This window comes from Streptomyces sp. NPDC018947, assembly GCF_044390505.1.
Taxonomy (GTDB): Bacteria; Actinomycetota; Actinomycetes; order Streptomycetales; family Streptomycetaceae; genus Streptomyces.
The window spans coordinates 30955-48677 of sequence record NZ_JBIRZD010000028.1; the positions used below are offsets into that span (position 1 = coordinate 30955).

12 protein-coding genes and 4 pseudogenes are annotated in these 17723 nt (G+C 69.4%); 9 read left to right on the forward strand and 7 right to left on the reverse strand.

From position 1 onward, the window contains the following. Nucleotides 1-576 precede the first annotated feature (576 nt). Entirely contained in the window at nucleotides 577-1905 is a 1329-nt protein-coding gene (locus tag ACH499_RS34095) for a hypothetical protein (RefSeq protein ID WP_399020899.1), read from the forward strand. Nucleotides 1906-2335: 430 nt separating this feature from the next. On the opposite strand, the gene ACH499_RS34100 is transcribed toward ACH499_RS34095, so the two are convergent. Continuing rightward, on the reverse strand, nucleotides 2336-3235 hold the full coding sequence (locus ACH499_RS34100) for a helix-turn-helix transcriptional regulator (RefSeq protein WP_399020901.1): 900 nt from the start codon (nucleotides 3233-3235) through the stop codon (nucleotides 2336-2338). Between the two features lie 252 nt (nucleotides 3236-3487). On the opposite strand from ACH499_RS34100, the gene ACH499_RS34105 reads away from it, so the two are divergent. Further along, entirely contained in the window at nucleotides 3488-4504 is a 1017-nt protein-coding gene (locus ACH499_RS34105; RefSeq protein ID WP_399020903.1) for a zinc-dependent alcohol dehydrogenase family protein, read from the forward strand. Between the two features lie 110 nt (nucleotides 4505-4614). Then, the gene (locus ACH499_RS34110) at nucleotides 4615-5382 is read left to right on the forward strand and encodes a glucose 1-dehydrogenase (RefSeq protein WP_399020922.1); all 768 of its coding nucleotides are present in this window, start codon (nucleotides 4615-4617) and stop codon (nucleotides 5380-5382) included. 57 nt (nucleotides 5383-5439) lie between these two features. On the opposite strand, the gene ACH499_RS34115 is transcribed toward ACH499_RS34110, so the two are convergent. From ACH499_RS34115 to ACH499_RS34125, 3 genes are all read right to left on the reverse strand, one after another. Continuing rightward, nucleotides 5440-6567: an alpha/beta hydrolase gene (locus ACH499_RS34115; protein WP_399020905.1), complete on the reverse strand. Its 1128-nt coding sequence runs from the start codon at nucleotides 6565-6567 to the stop codon at nucleotides 5440-5442. A gap of 455 nt (nucleotides 6568-7022) precedes the next feature. Next, nucleotides 7023-8066, reverse strand: a complete 1044-nt coding sequence (locus tag ACH499_RS34120) for an alcohol dehydrogenase catalytic domain-containing protein (RefSeq protein ID WP_399020907.1) — start codon at nucleotides 8064-8066, stop codon at nucleotides 7023-7025. 664 nt (nucleotides 8067-8730) lie between these two features. After that, the gene (locus tag ACH499_RS34125) at nucleotides 8731-9969 is read right to left on the reverse strand and encodes an MFS transporter (protein WP_399020924.1); all 1239 of its coding nucleotides are present in this window, start codon (nucleotides 9967-9969) and stop codon (nucleotides 8731-8733) included. Nucleotides 9970-10112: 143 nt separating this feature from the next. On the opposite strand from ACH499_RS34125, the gene ACH499_RS34130 reads away from it, so the two are divergent. Continuing rightward, complete coding sequence (locus ACH499_RS34130; RefSeq protein ID WP_399020909.1) at nucleotides 10113-11018, forward strand: helix-turn-helix transcriptional regulator; 906 nt, start codon at nucleotides 10113-10115, stop codon at nucleotides 11016-11018. Between the two features lie 73 nt (nucleotides 11019-11091). Then, nucleotides 11092-11956: pseudogene (locus tag ACH499_RS34135) on the forward strand (Ku protein). A 55-nt stretch (nucleotides 11957-12011) separates the two neighbouring features. On the opposite strand, the gene ACH499_RS34140 reads toward ACH499_RS34135, so the two are convergent. Then, nucleotides 12012-12350, reverse strand: coding sequence for a DUF6233 domain-containing protein (locus tag ACH499_RS34140; protein WP_399020911.1), 339 nt, complete (start codon nucleotides 12348-12350; stop codon nucleotides 12012-12014). Between the two features lie 45 nt (nucleotides 12351-12395). Between ACH499_RS34140 and ACH499_RS34145 the strand changes: the two genes are divergently transcribed. The 4 genes and pseudogenes from ACH499_RS34145 (at nucleotide 12396) to ACH499_RS34160 (ending at nucleotide 16486) form a co-directional block, all read left to right on the forward strand. After that, nucleotides 12396-12620, forward strand: coding sequence for a hypothetical protein (locus ACH499_RS34145; protein ID WP_399020912.1), 225 nt, complete (start codon nucleotides 12396-12398; stop codon nucleotides 12618-12620). Between the two features lie 879 nt (nucleotides 12621-13499). Beyond that, the gene (locus ACH499_RS34150) at nucleotides 13500-14576 is read left to right on the forward strand and encodes a pentapeptide repeat-containing protein (RefSeq protein ID WP_399020915.1); all 1077 of its coding nucleotides are present in this window, start codon (nucleotides 13500-13502) and stop codon (nucleotides 14574-14576) included. 851 nt (nucleotides 14577-15427) lie between these two features. Then, nucleotides 15428-16073 (forward strand): annotated as a pseudogene (locus ACH499_RS34155) (DUF1524 domain-containing protein). Between the two features lie 41 nt (nucleotides 16074-16114). After that, nucleotides 16115-16486, forward strand: a complete 372-nt coding sequence (locus ACH499_RS34160; protein WP_399020916.1) for a hypothetical protein — start codon at nucleotides 16115-16117, stop codon at nucleotides 16484-16486. Between the two features lie 194 nt (nucleotides 16487-16680). Here ACH499_RS34160 and ACH499_RS34165 read toward each other — a convergent pair. Both ACH499_RS34165 and ACH499_RS34170 read right to left on the reverse strand, forming a co-directional pair. Continuing rightward, nucleotides 16681-17096, reverse strand: a pseudogene (locus tag ACH499_RS34165) (lamin tail domain-containing protein). A 99-nt stretch (nucleotides 17097-17195) separates the two neighbouring features. Beyond that, nucleotides 17196-17588, reverse strand: a pseudogene (locus tag ACH499_RS34170) (transposase); the annotation flags it as partial. Nucleotides 17589-17723: the final 135 nt, after the last annotated feature.

Below are 17723 nucleotides of genomic sequence, written 5' to 3' on the forward strand. Positions count from 1 at the left end.
CGACCTCGATGTCCGGGGGTGTTCTCCCGGTGCCGGGCCACGGCGGCGACGAGCGCTGAATCGTCACGGACGGCCAGTTCCTTGCCGATGCAGTTCCTCTTGCCGGTCCAGGACAGGACACGTCGATGTGCAGGTCCAAGGGTCAGGCCGCCCGGTGCATGCTGTCGGTGCCCGGGGGCAGGCCGCCGAAGTCGCGGTCGTAGGCCTCAGCGATGCCGGTTGAAGCAAATCGGCTACCCCGCCGCTGGGTTGATGGTGCTCCAAGTTGCACTAACGGCCTGTTAGGTAGTTAATAGCCTTCACTGTGTTGGCGGGTGTCACGCTTCACTGCGTCTGTGCAGCGATGCTGCACCGCTCGGCGCCCAGTGGGGTTGGTCTGGAGAGTTGGAGCGAGCCGGGCAGGTGGCGCAGGACCACAGCAGCACAGGATCCAGAAGCAACTGTGTCGGCGCTACCGGAGACGGTGTGCCCGCTACGCGGTCGGCTCTTTCCTTGAGGCCAGGTTTGCTGCAACGACCGTTCGATGATCTTGGGAGGGCTCCAGATGGTGAGTACCTCCGTACCAGAAGGGCACGAATGAAATTCGTGAAGAAGGCCGTCGTCACCGTGGTGACGGCTGGGATGCTGGCAGCCTGCGGTGGCGCGGGCGAGAGGGACAGCCCCGCGAAGAGCGGCTCCTTGCCGACCGCCGAGAAGTCCCCGCCCCTGTCGGTGAAAGCACCGAAAGGGTTCGACACCTCGAAGGGCTGGCAGCAGACTGTCAGATGGCCGGACGACGGTGACACGAAGCCCCCGGTAGGAACGGCGCCCGAGGCGGGCATCGTCGCCTTTCTCCAGAAGAAGGGCGAGCACTACGTCGTCGAGGCCCGTGAGGCTGATACCGGCGCCCTGCGATGGAGCAGCCGGCCGTGGCAGCCTCCGGCCCTCGGTAAGGATGTGGCCTCAGACCCGAGGTATCTTCCCCAGCTCCTCGTGGTGAACGACAACGGCCGCGAGTACGTCGTAGTCTGGGCCTACGCCGCGAGCTTCACGGAGGACGACACGGTCTCCCTCGTCCTTTACCCGGCCGACTCCTCGGGGAAGGAGATTTCCCCCGCCCATACCTTCTCCGTGCCGATGAATGCCCAGGGCGATCCGCTGGTCGCCGACGGCGGGAACGGGGTCATGGTCCGCTGGGAGGACAGCAGGCCAGGCGACGTACGCACCGCAGCGATCGACCTGACGAAGGACCGTGTCACGGTCTACGACGACGAGATGGAACTGCCCTGCGATGACGACATCCCCTGCCTCGGCTCGGTGGAGGCGCTCTCCCCGAACGGTCCGGTTGTGCAACTCGGGGCCCACGGTGGCTTCGGTGCCCCCGGAGCCTGGCACGCGGGCGACGCCGTTCCGCCGGGCGCCAAGACAAACCCCGGCAAGTACAACAGCGGCCGAATAATGGAGGTCCTCGGCGGACACGTCCTGTCCACCTGGTTCCCTGAGAGCGGGCCGGGAAATCTGTCGGTGACGGCCGCGCATGACCTGAAGTCCGGGAGGCTCGTGGCGTCCGTGCCCTGCAAGGGCGGAGAGGAAACCGCCCCTGCACGCGCCCTGTCGCCGGACGGCCGTTACGCCGTTTGGGACACCGTTGCTCTGGACTTCCAACAAGGCAAGGCCTATTGCTTCGACGGCGACTCCGAGGATGAGTTTGTCCATCTGGTGTCAGTAGCTGACGGCACCGCATACGGCTACACCCGTCCAGGCGGGAAAACCGTGTCCGTAGCCGTCACGCTGGATACCGGACAGGTCGAGACGCTGCCCGCGGGCACCGAGATCCCGTCCCTGTTGTTGCCGAAGGCCGGGGGATTCACGCTGGAACTCCCCGACGGTGGTGGGCAACAGTTCATCTTCCACCCACGCCGCTGATCAGCACACTCCGCGGGACACGCCACTCGAAGGCAAGGTGGGTGCGACAGGACCTCCGGTCGCACCCACCACCGGCTGCTCGGCCGCGAAGTACCCGCCGATCGTGCGCTGACGGGAGCGGATTCGTAGGCTGATGCTGCCGGTGTGGGATCTCACGGTTGGTGGCCCGATTCAGACTCCCTTCCAGGATGTCTTCGGCCATCTCACGTCATGGCATGGCGGCGTCGTCTCAGGAGCGTGGCATTTCCCCAAGAACGTGGAGGCCACCACCGGCGCCGAGGAGTGGACGGAGAGGCCGTACGTGAGTGGTTTGCGGTCTTCTGCCGCCGCGGCGCTGTGACCGCCAGGTATGGCTCGGAAGCCTGAAGACTCGCGCATCCCAGAGCGAGTGGTGGGAGAGGAGAACTCCCCCGTGCTGCAGGGCGAATGCTCAGGGGCGGGTGGCGTCTGGGGCGTTGCTGGGTTCGCCTTCCGGTTGGTGGTTTTCGTCGAGTGTGGCGGCCCAGCTGGCCAGCAATTTGAGGCCGTCAGCCGATGGGGTGCCGGGTTCGGCGCTCATGGCGGTGAGAGTCAGACCTGGGTCGGTCGGTACGGGCAGCGCTTCGAAGGCGAGGGTGAGGTCGCCGACGGCGGGGTGGTGGAAGCGTTTGAGGCCGGTGTGGTGCAGGCGCACGTTGTGTGCGGCCCACAGGGAACGGAAGTCCTCGCTGCGGGTGGAGAGTTCGCCGATCAGGTCGCTGAGGTCGCGGTTGTACGGGTCTTGGCCGGCCTCGGTGCGTAGGAGGGCTGCCGCTGCGGCCCGTTGGTGGTCCAGTTCCGTCATGTACTGCTCGGCGCCGGGGTTGAGGAACTGGTAGCGGGCCATGTTGACGGGCCGGGCGGGGTCCCGGAACAGCGGCCAGTACAGGGCCTTGCCGAGGCGGTTGGTGGCGAGGATGTCGAGGCGGCCGTTGCGGATGAAGGCGGGCGCGTCGGTCATCGCGTCGAGGAGCTGTTGCAGGACGGGCCGGATGGGCTGTGCCATGCGACGGCGTGCGGGCCGGCGGGTGGTGCTGGCGGTCCGGGCCAGGTCCATGAGGTGGGCACGCTCGGATTCGTCGAGCTGCAGGACACGGGCCAGGGAGTTCAACACAGCTTCGGAGGTGCCGGAGAGGCTTCCGCGTTCCATGCGGGCGTAGTACTCCGCGCTGACCCCCGCGAGCATCGCGACCTCCTCGCGGCGCAGCCCCTTGACCCGCCTGTGTCCGCCGGCGGGCAGGCCCGCCTGCTGCGGGGTGATCTTCGCGCGGCGGCTGGTGAGGAACTCGCGGACCTCGCTGCGGTTGTCCATGTCTTCGAGGCTACGACGATCGCGGCGTGCGAGGGGTGCCCTGCCAGTACGTGTAACAGCGGGTCCTTCCGCAGGCGCGTGACCTGGCGTTTCATCGATATCAGGCCGAGACGCGGCTGGCCTTCGCCGGGTGGCACACATTGCACTGGGAGGGCGGAATGGAACGCGACGGCCTACCCGCCCCCACCCCTGATCTCCTCCGACGCCCGGAACCATTCCCCGCCCACCCCCTTCCCGACTACGGAAAGACTCATGCGCGCAACTGTCCTTCACGCCCCCCGCGACGTGCGGGTCGTAGACCGGCCCAAGGCCGTCCTGCAGCAGCCCACCGATGCGGTGATCCGTACCGTCGCCACCTGTGTGTGCGGCTCTGACCTGTGGGACTACCGAGGCATCAACGAGGTCGCCGGCCCCACGCCCGGCGGCCACGAATACGTCGGCATCGTCGAAGAGGTCGGCAGCCAGGTGACGCGTATCAAGCCAGGCCAGCTCGTGGTCGGCTCCTTCTTCGCCTCGGACAACACCTGCCCCCACTGCGAGAACGGCTACCAGACCAACTGCCTGCACCTCGAGTTCGTCGGCGGCTGCCAGGCCGAGTACGTCCGCGTCCCGCTCGCCGACGGCACCCTCGTCCACGTCCCCGGCGATGTGGCCGAGGAGTACATCCCGAGCCTGCCGGCCTGCTCCGACGTGATGGGCACCGGCTGGTACGCGGCCGTGGCCGCCCAGGTCGAGCCGGGTGACACCGTCGCGGTGGTCGGGGACGGCGCGGTCGGCCTGTGCGCGGTCATCGCCGCCAAGGAACTCGGGGCGACCCGCATCATCGCGATGTCGCGGCACACGTCCCGCCAGCAGTTGGCCCGCGAGTTCGGCGCCACCGACGTCGTCGCCGAGCGCGGCGACGAGGGCGCCGCCCGGATCAAGGAGCTGACCGGCGGCATCGGCGCGGACGCCGTCCTGGAGTGCGTGGGCAACCCCGAGTCCATCCGGCAGGCCCTGCACGCCACCCGCCCCGGCGGCAACGTCGGCTTCGTCGGCGTCCCGCACGGCGTACAGATCGACGGCCAGGAGCTGTTCTTCTCCCACGTGGCGCTGCGCGGCGGCCCCGCCCCGGTCCGCGCCTTCCTGCCCGACCTCATCGAGCGCGTCCTTGACGGCCGGATCAATCCGGGCAAGGTCTCCGACCTCGAGCTTCCCCTGGAGGAGGCGGCCGAGGGCTATCAGGCCATGGACGAGCGCCGCGCCATCAAGACCCTCCTGCGCCCCTGAAACAACCATCGGCACATCCGTCGCAGCCGAGAACACGGCTGACACGAACCCCGGCACGAGGCGGTGCCCCGACGCCTGGCCCGCCTGCCACAGAGATTGGACCCGTGAGCATGAACCCGCAGTACGACTTCGAAGGCCAGGTCGCCCTGGTCACCGGCGCGGCCTCCGGCATGGGCCTGGCCGCAGCCCGCGCCTTCGCCCAGGCCGGTGCGGCCGTCGTCCTGGCCGACGTGAACGAGACCGCCGTGCAGGCCGCGGCGCAGGAACTCACCGACGCCGGGCACCAGGCCATCGGCGTGGTGTGCGACGTCACCGACGAGGACCAGGCCGCCGCAATGGTCCAGAGCGCCGTGGACACCTACGGCCGCCTGGACATGGCCTTCAACAACGCCGGCATCCAGGTCCCGCCGTCGGACGCCGCCGACGAGACGGCCGAGAACTTCGACCGCGTCAACGCCGTGAACCTGCGCGGCGTGTGGGCCGCCCAGAAGCACGAGCTGCGTCAGATGCGCGCCCAGGGCTCCGGCGCGATCGTCAACTGCTCGTCCCTCGGTGGGCTGGTCGGCCTGCCCGAGCGCGCCGCGTACCACGCCTCCAAGCACGGTGTGATCGGCCTGACCAAGAGCGCCGCGGTCGAGTACGCGCCCCGGGGCATCCGTATCAACGCCGTCTGTCCCGGCGTGATCGAGACCCCGATGGTCGCCGACATGCTCGAGGGGCAGGCCGAGGCCATGGCAGCGATCATGAGCGAGCAGCCCATCGGGCGCCTCGGCCAGGCCGAGGAGGTCGCCGCCGCCGCTCTGTGGCTGTGCAGCCCCGGCGCCAGCTTCGTGATCGGCGTCGCCCTGCCCGTCGACGGCGGCTACACCACCCACTGAACGCCCCCTTCCCCGGCAGGCTGGTGGCGGTATCGGCCTGCCGGGGAACGCTGTTGGTCAGGCGAGGTTCTTGGTGAAGAACTCGTCGAGCTGGTCGAAGGGGATGAGGTCCTTGCGGTCGTACAGGTCGACGTGGTCCGCGCCTGGGACGATGACGAGGTCGATGCTGTCGGGGGCCATCTTGTGGACGTCCTGGGAGTAGTAGAGGGAGTGTGCTTCGGAGCCGGCCACCAGGAGGGCCTTGCGGGGCGCCAGCATGTCGATGTTCGTCATCTGTCGGAAGGCGAAGAACGACATGGGCGTGGTCGCGGTCCACGCGGTGGTCGAGTTGATGGAGCGCGGGTGGTAGCCGCGTTCGGTGCGGTAGTAGTCGAAGAAGCTCTTTGTGATCGGGTCGGCGTCGGCCGGGAGGGTCTTGGGCAGGACACGGTCGGCGGGGGCGACGTCGCCGTTCTCGTCGAAGGGGACCTCGTGGGATCCCCGCGCGTAGGTGCCCTTCTCGGCGTCGATCCAGCGCTGCCGGCTGATGTAGTCGACGACCTTCTGACGCTGCTCATGGGTGTAGTAGTCCTCGTGGCCGCGGGACATGCTGCGCGACATGTCATACATCGAGGCCGTGGCGACCGCCTTGATGCGGCTGTCCGCGGCCGCTGCGGTGAGCGCCATGCCGCTCAGGCCGCATACTGCCTGTACGCCGATCCGTTCGCGGTCGACGGTCTTTTGCAGGCCGAGGAAGTCGACGGCGGCGCTGAAGTCCTCGGTGTAGATGTCGGGTGAGGCCACGTCGCGCACCGTGCCCCCGCTCTGACCGGTGAAGGAAGGGTCGAAGGCGAGGGTGACGTAGCCGCGGCGGGCGAACTCGTTGGCGTAGAGCCCCGACGACTGTTCCTTGACCGCGCCGAACGGGCCGCTGAGCGCCAGGGCAGGCAGCTTGCCCCGGGCATTCTTCGGGACGTAGAGGTCGGCGGCGATCTCGTTGCCGTAGCGGTTCTTGAATCGCACCGAGGTCCGCTTGACGTTCCTGTCCAGCGTGAACGTGTAACCGCCCTTGCCCGAGGGCTTGCCCTGGCCGGTGACGCCCGCGGCGTGGCCGCTCTCCTCGCCGAAGGCGGGCAGGGTTGTGAAGGACGCTGCGGCGGCAGCGCCGCCACCGGCGATCAGTCCGAGCGCTGTGCGACGTTCCATGAATGGACCTCATATTCGATCGGTAGAGGGAAGAGGCGCGCCGGCCGGTGTGTCGTGGCCAGGCACGGTTCCAGGAGACCGTTTCTGCGCGGGGCGTGACAGGTCGGGTTTGTGGGGGGTACAAGCTCAACCCCCCAACTCCGCACGGTGATCCGCCGCAGTCCGGACGGTGGGAAGGGCTCCGTTCCATGGCCGAAGCGGCGGGAGACCGGGCAGGTCGACGGCCCCTGTTGCGGCGACGGCGCGCCCGCGACCGTGATCACCGGCCGGGCAAGCGTCCTCCCGCGCGTACTGGCAAATCCACGGCCGCCGGCCTCCCCCGCGAGGAGGTACGTCTATGCCCCGCACCCCACCCGACGCGTCATGAAGGACGAGTGGGGTGCGCGAGGTGTCATCGAGCTTGCCGAACGGAGCCCGGCACCGCCGGCCGGCCCCTGCCGGCCGGCGGTGCCGGGTCAGGGCTTGACGAGGACCTTGAGGCTCTTGCGGTCGGCCATGTCCTGGTAGCCGGCAGGGACGCCATCGAGGTCGGTGGTGGCGTCGAAGACCTTTCCGGGCTCGATGGTGCCGTCGAGGATGGCGGGAATCAGGGGCTCGATGTAGGCGCGGACCGGTGCGGGTCCACCGGCGAGGCGGATGTTGTGGCGGAAGAGGCTGCCGAAGCCGATCGGCGCCTCCTCGTACTGCGGGACGCCGACTCGGCTGATGACACCGCCGGGGCGGACGACGCCGAGGGCCTGATGGTAGGCGGGCATGGCGCCGACGGCCTCCAGAACCACGTGCGAACCGTGGCCGCCGGTCAGCTCACGGACCTGCTCGATGCCTTCCTCGCCGCGGGCGGCCACGACGTCGGTGGCGCCGAACTCGCGGCCGAGGCCGGTGCGCGCCCGGTGGCGCCCCATGAGGATGATCTGCTCGGCGCCCAGGAGCTTGGCTGAGAGCACTCCGAGCAGGCCGACGGCGCCGTCGCCGATCACGGTGACGCGGGTGCGCTCGTTGACGCCACCCATCACGGCGGCGTGGTAGCCGGTGCCGAAGACGTCCGAGAGGGTCAGCAGGGACGGGATGAGCGCGGAGTCCGGGGCGACGGGCAGCTTGACGAGGGTTCCGTCGGCGAGCGGAACGCGGACGGCTTCGGCCTGGCCGCCCTCCTCGGCTTCGCCGTCCCAGAAGTTGGCCTGTGTGTGGGAGCAGGAGGTGTGCAGGCCCTCGCGGCAGAACTCGCAGGTGTTGTCGGAGATCGCGAAGGGGGCGACGACCAGGTCGCCGCGCTTGACGGTGGTGACCTGGGAGCCGGTGTCCTCGACGATGCCGATGAACTCGTGCCCCATCCGGGCCGGGCCGTCCTCGGACTTCATCGAGGCGTAGGGCCACAGGTCGCTGCCGCATACGCAGGAGGCGGTGATGCGGACGAGGGCGTCCGTGGGGTGCTTGATGACGGGGTCGGGGACGTTCTCGACTCGGACGTCGCCGGCGCCGTACATGAGGGTCGCGCGCATGAGTGGTACTCCGTTTCTTCGGGTGGTGCGTGAGGGGGGATCAGAGGCTCGTGGAGAGCAGGACCTTGTGTCGATGGTGTGGCGGTCTTCCAGCAGGCGATGCGCTACGGCGGCATCCGACAGCGGGGCGGCGGAGCCGCTGGCCGCTCCGAAGATCACGATGTGTCCGTGCAGTGCGGCGGCCTTGAGGTTTCCGGCGAAGGTGGTCGCGGCCGATCGCGGTCGCGCCGAGGCTGGTCTCGGCCAGCAGCGGCAGGGTCTCGCCGATCCGCGACGCCGTACGAAGTTGACGCCTGCCACGGCGAGACGGACCAGGGCCTCGCCGTGCCCGGGCGCCTTCAGGCGGACGTCCCGCGCGGTGAGAGTGTCCGGGCCGCCGTAGCTGTCGACGACCATCGCGCGGACCTCTGTCGTGCGGGGAGAGCCAGCCATGACAGCTTGTTCTCCTTTCAGGGGGTGGTTCGGTGTGTGCCGGCCGGTGCGGGTCGCCCGCCTGCACGTCGGCTGCCGGCCATTCCTTCGCCGCGGTTGGACACCGGCGAAGGGGTTACGGAAGGGGTCTCGTCACCAGGTGGTGCATGCGCCCACTCTTGCCGGTTTGATCCTGTCTAGACGCATTTGCGGGGCTGTTTTCGCGCCGTCTAGCCACTTTGGGGCCCTTAACTCAGGCGGCTGCTGCCGTGCGGCGGCGTTGGAGGAACGCGATGGTGAGGGTGGGGATCAGGGTGAGGGCGGCGATCACGGTGCCGACGATGGCGGGACCGGTGGTCCCCAGTGGCGAGTCGAGGGTGAGGCCGGCGATCCAGGAACCGATGGCGGTGCCGAGGTTGAACGCCGAGACCGTCAGGGCGGAGGCCAGCACGGGCGCCTGCTTCGCGAAGCGGACGGCCAGGGCCATGAGCACCGGGTTGGCGCCCAGACCGAAGAAGCCCAGCAGAGCGACCAGGATGATGGTGGGCACGGCGTAGCCGGCCAGCAGGGAGATCGCCAGCAGCAGGAGCGTGGCTCCAGCGGCCGCCACGATCGTGACGGTGTGCGGGCGGCGGTCACCGAGGCGGCCTCCGACCAGCGAGCCGGCCAGGGCGCCCAGACCGAAGCCGACCAGGACCAGCGGCACGATCCCCGAGGCGATGCCGGACCGGCCGGTCAGCAGCGGGGCGATGTAGGAGTACGCGGCCAGGACACCACCGGTCGTGGTGGCGCAGGCCGCCAGCACCAGCCACACACGGCCCGAGCGCAGCGCGGTCAGCTCGGAGCGCACCGACACCGTCTGCTGGGCCGGACCGTCGTGCGCGACCGTGCGGGCGATCAGCACGATGGCCCCGGTGGAGAGTGCGGCGAGGGCCCAGAAGGGACCGCGCCAGCCCATGAGCTGCCCGGCGAACGCGCCCACCGGCACGCCGACGACGTTGGCGAGCATCGCGCCGGCCCCGACGAGACCGAGGGCGCGGGAGCTGGCCGCGGGGCCCGCTGCGGTCGCGGCCGCCACGTTGGCCACCGCCCAGAACGCCCCGGTGGCGATCGCGGTCAGGAACCGAGCCCCGAGAATCACGGTGAAGTCCGAGCCGACAGCGACGATGACATGCCCGACGGCGAAGACGCCCAGGGCAAGCATCAGGGTGAGCCGCTTGGGCAGCCGCAGGGTCAGCATCGCCATCAGCGGCGCCCCGATGATCATCCCGACCGCGAAGACGGTGATCATCAGTCCCGTCCGGGCCACGCTCACGCCCAGGTCGCCCGCGATCTCGGGCAGCAGACCGGCCACGACGAACTCGGTCGTGCCCATCAGGAACGTGCCGAGCGCCAGGATGTAGACGACGAGCGGCAGCCGGGACGGTCCTGCAGCCTGCCCGGCCGGTTCGGCCCGTACCTCGGCGGAAGCCTGGAGGGTTCCTCCTCGCATACTCACGGTGCATCTCCAAGAGGGGGTGGTGATCGGGGTGCGTCATCCAGAAAACCGGCCGCCCCACCCTTGAGGAAGGTCGCGTTTATGGGGGGTACAAGCTCAACCTCCTTCCCCGCCCGCCGCTGGCTACCGTGGAAAACATGGACGACCACCACGACCACCGCACCGAGATCCGGGACTTCCTCGCCACCCGCCGCGCCAAGATCACCCCGGAACAGGCCGGGCTGCCCACCAGCGGCCGGCGCCGGGTCCCGGGCCTGCGTCGCGAGGAGGTCGCCGTCCTCGCCGGCGTCAGCACCGAGTGGTACACCCGCCTGGAGAAGGGCCACATCGGCGGCGTCTCCGAAGACGTCCTCGCCGCAGTCGCCCAAGCCCTGCAACTGGACGACGACGAACGCACCTACCTCTTCGACCTGGCCAGAGCAGCCCGCCCCGCCCGCCGCACCCCCTCACGCCGCCGCGACGTCACCGTCCCGCCCCGCATCGAGTGGCTGCTCGACTCGATCACGATGTCGGCCGCCTTCGTCCGCAACGGCCGCCTGGACGTCATCGCCCACAATCCCCTCGGCCGGGTCCTGCACGCCCCGATGTTCGACAGCCCCACCACCGACAAACACGGCCGGCCGAACTTCGCCCGCTACCACTTCCTCGACGACACCTCCCACGACTTCTTCACCGACTGGGACTCCGGCGCCGCCGCCACCGTCGCCCTGCTGCGCGCCGAGGCCGGGCGCGAACCGCACGACCGGACCCTGCGTGAACTGATCGGCGAGCTGTCCACCCTCAGCCAAGACTTCCGCACCCTGTGGGCGGCGCACGACGTCCGGATCCGCCACGACGGCGTCAAGCGGCTCCAGCACCCCGACGTCGGCGAGCTGGAGCTGACCTACCAGTCCGTGGACCTGCCGGTGTCCCAGCGGGCCGTGCACGACCTGAGTCTCTACACCGCCGAACCGGGCAGCACCTCTGAAGACCGCCTCAAGCTCCTCGCCAGCCTGGCGGCCACCCGCACCCCGACGGCAAAGCCCACCGACCAGCGACGCTGAGGGTCCACTCCGCACACCTCAGTGATCTGGAGGCCGCGGAACAGGCGTTCGGCCAGGCAGGACGCCCGGTGCGATCTCGCTCGGTCTGGTCACGGTGCCGATCCATGTGGTCGGTGCGACGGAGGACCACTCGATCCGCTTCCGGCAGGTACACCTGGAGGATCTGGGCCGGGTCCGCAATCGGAAGATCTGCGAGCTCGAGGGCCGGGAGGTCGCTCAGTCGGAGATCGGCAAGGGCTACGAACTGACCAGGACGCAGATCATCCCCGTCACCGACGAGGAGCTGCGGGACCTGCCGCTGCCGACGGCGAACGAGATCGAGATCGCCGCTGGGATCGGTCGACCCGATCCGGATCGGCGACGGCTACTACCTCGAACCGGACGGCCAGGTCGCCGCGAAGCCCTACAAGCTGCTCCGCCAGGCTCTGCAGCGCAGCAGCCGGGTGGCCGTGGGCAGGTACGCGTGGTCCGGCCGTGGGAACGTCTTGGGCTGCTGCGCGTCAGGGAGAACGCGATAGTCCTGCACGCGATGCGCTGGCCCGACGAGATCCGCGACCCGCCCTGCCTCACCCCCGCCGCCGGTGGAGGTCTCCGAGGAGGAGATCGACCGAGCCGTGGCCCTCATGGACACCATGACCCGCGACGACCTCGAAGGCGAGGAGTTCCACGACACCTATACCAAGGCGGTCGCGGAGCTGATCGAGGCGAAGCGGGAACGCCGGGAGCCGCCGGCGGCACCGGAGCCGGCGGGGGAGTCGGGGCAGCTGGTCGATCTGATGGCCGCACTGAACGAGTCCGTGGCCAAGGCGAAAGCGGGCCGTGGCGACGGCGGGCACGCCGACGTCCACGAGATGCCCGAGAAGCGGGCCGCGAAGAAGCCGCCGGCCAAAAAGACCGCGGCCAAGAAGACGGCCCGCAAACCCCGGCGCACCGCCTGACCTAGACGAAGCCGGCCGGGCGAGGCCCGCTGGCTACCCCGCTGGTTCCACCCGCTCAGCCGTCGACGAAGCCGAGCGCGCTCTCCGGCTGGCAGGCACCACAGGCCTTCACCCCCTCAGAGAGGGCCTGCCGAGCTTCAACCTGGGTCACACCCTTGCTGCGCTTGCCCGCGTTCCAGCAGCCTCCGATGTGGACCTGTACGGGCGGCGCGTCACGGTTGAGGCCCAGTTCCAGGATCCATTGCGGCGGCACCGGCCGGGCACGGACACCCCGTCGGCGCTCAGCCTCCCGCCGTTCCCGGGCGGCGATCGCCTCGCGCACCTCGGCGAGGAGCAGGTCGAGGAAGGTCTCCAATGTTCGGAGGCGGGGCAGGTCGGACGGCAGGTCGGTCACCCCTCCAGTTTGCGCCAAAAACCGAACACGGTTTCTACTCTGGATATGGGCAGGCACAAGGTCGATCACCTCACCGACATGCAGGAACGCATCCTGCGCTGCATCCGGCAGGCCATCATCGACCGCGGTGAAGCGCCCACGGTGGCCGAAATCTGTGAGCAGGTCGGGCTGCGCTGGGGCTCGAGCGCTCACTACCAGTTGCGCGAGCTGGAGGCGAAGGGCGCCGTCGTCCGTGAGCCCGGCCGGCCGCGCGGGATCCGGCTCGCATGAGTGGCCGCTACCATCTCGTCCTGACCGTCGACGGCCGGCCCACGATGCACGGCTGGTGGGGGAGCGAGACGACAGCCCGCCGCAAGTTGGTGTCATGGACCGGCGCCTACGGCCGCGACGGCGTATGCATCCGCCTGGTCGATGAGGGGACGGGCGGCGCTGGCGGCATGGCCGCACCAGGTGTGAGCGAACGGCAGACACCGGCCCCGGCGGGTGCCCTCCGCACGGGAAATGCCGCCCGCAGCCGTGTGCAGGATCCGGCGGAAAGCCGGGAAGTCCGACGATGGCCCGCAGCCGTTGGCGAGGACGACGGCGCGGCCCCAGTCAGTACGAGGCGACGTCCCCAGTGACGGTGTCCGAGGTATGCCCTGGCCACTGGGTAGAGGTCGGGAACCTCAGCCGCGGCCCCTGGCCGCGCCGCTCCCCGGTTTTCATCAGCTCCACGGCGGCGGCATTCAGCGTCGCCCGGGTTCGCGCCTGGTCGTCGCGGCTCGCCTCCGCGCCACGGTGGCGCAGTCCCGCGACGGCTCCGGCGAGGATCGTGCTCGCCGGCGAGGCGGCGTAGCCCTTCCCGTCCTCAGCCCCGGTCCAGTAACCACACGACGAACGCCACCGAGCCACCGCGCGTGGCCTGCAATTCGGGGAGCCGCTGCGCTCAGCAGAACCGTGTCCAGACCGTTTTCGCGTACCGTGTTGGCCAGCCACAGTCGCCCGATGCACCTCGTCACCGAAGTCCTCCGGGTCCGCGACGCGCTGGGCGACCTCCACGCCGTGGCGCTGCGCTTACACACGCGCGCTTCCCGGCGGCACGCGTGCCTTGTGGGTGACTTGCTCCAAAACCGTTGCGGATCCCCTTGAGGCAGGGGTCGACTGCTTCTCATGTCGCACCGACGCACCCAACAACTCCATCGGGCCGGCGAACGCGCCTTACAGGGCCGCCCTGTTCCCGCGGCCCGAAGCGTGCCGGCCGTACCGCGGCCGCGAAGGTCACCGGCGGCGGTCAGCCCGGCCACACCCAGGCACGCTCCGGCCGAGCCGGGCAACGACCCTGAGTCGCAAGCCGCACAACCTCAGCGGCTGGACTGGGCACGTCGCATCGAGCTGATCGCAGTACTGGTTGCCGCCGTCGTCAGCGTGGTCGGCCTGCTGTACTCCAACAGCCAGGTCCGTGACCAGCTGAAAGTCAGTCGTCAGGAGTTAGGGGTCACCCAGGAAGGGCAGATCACCGACCGGTACACCGCGGCCGTGGAGAACCTCGGCGACGACGCCATGGATGTGCGCCTCGGCGGCATCTACGCACTGCAACGCATCATGGAGGACTCCCCCCGCGACCACCCGACCATCGCCAACGTCCTGACCACTTACATCCGCACCCGCACGGATAAACCCCGCAAGAAGGACGCAGCTGTCCCGGCCGACGTGCACGCAGCTCTGATGGTCCTCGTGTTTCGTGACTCCCGCCTTGATGACTTCTTCACACTCGATCTGCGAGGTGCGCATTTGTCCAACGTTGAACTTCGGCCGCGTCGCCCCGGCAAGAAACTGGACCCTGCCGACCGGTCCGGGGCGTTCCTGCACCGCCAGGACCGCCCCCGCGCGGACTTGTCCGGCGCGTACCTGGCTGAAGCAGACCTGTCTGACGCCGATCTGTCCGGCGCCAAGCTGTCCAATACAGATCTGCGCGGCGCGGACCTGTCTGTCGCGAATCTGCTCGGCGTCAACCTGTCCCGCGCGGACCTGTCCGGCGCGAAACTGCGCGGCGCGTTCCTGTCCCATGCTGATTTACGTGACGGGGACCTTTCGGGCGCGAACCTTTCCGGCGCGTACCTGGTCGGCGCGGACCTGTCCGGCGCGGACTTGTCCGGAGCGAATCTGTCCGGCGCGTTCCTTTCCGACGCGGACTTGCGCGGCGCCGATCTGCGCGGAGCGGATCTCCGCGGCGCGCACCGTGGGTAACGCTTGGAGGAGCTTGTTGCTCGTCAGGGCAAGGGATTGCACGTCGAGTGCATTGGCCTGACCAGTACCAAGCAGCGCAACGGTGAGACGTTCCGGGTCGCCTGTCGAGCACGAAGAGACGGCCGCCAGTTCAAGCTGCCCCACCGCTACCCCAAGCCCCCAGGCGAATGGGCGACTCCGCTCGACTCCTGCCCTCCACTTCCTTCTGTAGAACCGAGGGCCGCGAACGCAACGGCCGTACCGACCGCGAAATCGCCGTCCAACGCTCCGGCGCCGACGCCTGCCCCGCGTCGGCCGTGAGGACCTGGGCGCACAGACCTACCGCATCCAGTTTCTCGGGCAGGTTCTGCTTGACGAGAGTCTCCGGACCGTTGCGAACGGTCTGGGCGGACGGCGCCCGGCCGGAGTGGTCCTCGGCTAGCTGGTCGCTGACCTCACGGGCGACCAGCGGCTGTCCCGGCGTCTTGCGGAGCACGCCGAGGAGGAGTTCCCACAATGGCGGCCCCGACTTCCCGTCGGCTGCGGCCTTGTCCGCTGACGTCGCGGTGGCTTGGGCGCCGGAGCCTGCTCGGCTATCGGCTGCTGCGCCTCTCGGCGCTGGTCTTGCTGGAGCGGGGCGCAGATGACCAGGCCTTCGTCGGACTTCGCCACCAGGCGGGCAGCGAGAGCCGGGGGTAGTAGGGCCGCCCACTGCCCCCGCCGCATAGCCGGCCCACGGCATCCCCGTCCCCTCACCAGCCCAGCGCAGAACCAGGCGGGCAGCTGCTACCGGTACGACCTTTCCACCCACACGGGCGGCGCACCCTCAGAACGCCTGCCAGCGCCCCCGGGCAGGCCGCTATCAACGGCTCATGCTCACTCCCGTGCTGCGCGGTCTGGCCGCTACCTCTTTCACTGTCCTGCCCCTCACCGTCCCCGCGCCCGCCCACGCAGCGGAGACACTTCCACTGGCCGATGCGGTCACCCGCCTCTCGGTGGCCACCGAGTCCCGCGACGGCTACACCCGTGACGCGTTCCGTCACTGGAACACCGGCGATGATCCGGCGGACGGTTGCTCCACCTGCGAGGTTCTCCTCGACGAGGCGGTCGAGCCGCCCACCGTCGGGTCGCGGTGCCGTCTGTCGGGAGGCAGTTGGTGGTCATCAGGTGTGGGTGACGTCGGCCCCCGGTCTGGACATTGACCACATGGTGCCGCTCGCGGAGGCCTGGGACAGCGGGGCTTTCGCCTGGTCGGCGCAGCGTCGTGAGGCGTACGCCAACGACCAGGGTGCCGCCGTCAGTCTGGTTGCGGTGACCGCGCGTTCGAACCGGTAGAAGGCTGATCAGGACCCTGCCCAGTGGCTGCCGTCGGCGGTCGGGGTGCACTGCCGGTATGCCGCGGAGTGGGCGGGCAAGCTTCGCTGGGCGCAGTCGGCGGACGACGCCGAAGCGGCGGCTCTGGCGGAGGTGGCGGCCGACTGCCCGGAGCAGACCGTGACCTACGAGCCGGTCCCGTAACCGGCGGGGTGAGAACAGTGCACGCGAAGGAGGAGACACTCATGACCACAGCACGAAGGACACGACTGCGGATCTCCACGGTCACGGCCGCGCTGGCGGCCGCCGGCGGCTTGCTGCTGGGCACCGCGGAGCCTGCGAGTGCCGAGGTGAAGTCGACCTGCGGCACCTACATCTGCGTCGCCACCGCCTACCAGGGTCGCGACTACGTGCAGGACGTCACCGTCACCACAAGGGACGGCCTGCCGGGGACGCTGCGTGCGTTCGTCGGCGACTACCGGGGGAGCAAGGCGAACGTCTCACGGTGGCGGTTCGTCGTCGACCGGGAGATCAGGGCCTACCCGAGGCTGGCCGTCTGCGGCGGCCTCGACCGCGGTGGCCGGGTCATCGAGAACCACTGCGTGATGATCCCCTGAAACCCGCACCGGTCCCGCGCCACCACGCCACGAGCCCTGAGTGGGCCTGCCCAGGTGGTCCCCAGGGCCCGCTGTAGGGAGTCGGTGAGGAAGGAAGCTACTTCACGGCCGTGAGGCACGCCGTCCCCGCCGTGGGGGAGGGCGTGCCGCACGGTGCGGTGCCGGTGGAATTCACCGGCCCCGCCCGGGAGGTGTCAGCGGTCGCCGTGGCCGTGGTGGCCCCACGACTCGGAGTCGATGAACCGGCCGCGGTCGTTGCGGAGGGTCGCCGTGTCCGAGTCGTTGTTCCACACGTAGTTGCGGCGGTCCCGGTAGACGTCGGTGCGGGTGTCGTGTCCCCGGCCGGTGTGGACGCGGACGGTGGAGCGGCCCTCGATGCGGTAGTTGTGGAAGGTGTAGCGGTGGCGGTCCTCGTCGCGCAGCGTCCAGCCGTCGAGGTCGACGGCGCGGCGGGTGTTGTTGGTGATCTCCATCCACTCCGCGTTCAGGGAGCGGTTGGAGCGGTCGTCACGGCCGGGGAGTTGTACTGGACGTCGCTGATCTCCACGTTCGGGCGGGGCGCCCGGTGGTGGTCGGCCGCGGTGGTCGGCACCGCGAGGGCCGCGGTCAGGGCGCCGCCGGTGAGAGCGGCGGCGGTCAGGCCGCGGGCGGTGAAGGACTTCGACGCGGGGATCGCGTTCGTAGCCGGGGGCTGAGTCGGCGGTAGCCAACCCGGCTTGCCTCGGTCCACGGGGCTCGGACCTGTGTGTTCGCCCCCTTTTTTGGCCCGGACGTGGGCGGTGTCGAGGACGACGCGGGTGACGTCGAGGAGGCCGGCGTCGTCGAGCCGGTGCAGCACGGCCTCGTGCAGTCGGCCCCAGACACCGGCTCTGGACCAGATCAGGAACCGGCGGTGGGCGGTCGACTTCGAGATGCCGAAGCAGGGTGGCAGGGCCCGCCAGGCGCAGCCGCTGACCAGCACGTAGATGATGGCGGCGAACAGCGTCTCATCAGGCGTGTCCTGTGTTCCACCGTCCTGTGGCCGCACCCTCGGTGGTGGGATCAGTGGCTTCGCGATCTCCCACAGCCCGTCCGGAACAATCCAACTCCACGTACCCCCCATGACCTGACCAACGAACCACCGCCACATAGGACACGGTCTAACTGATCGTTTCAGAATGAGTTGAGCTGTGGATCTTGTGCTCGGTGATCTTGATCGGCAGGGTGTTCCGAGTGCGTGCTGATCTTGTTCCAGATG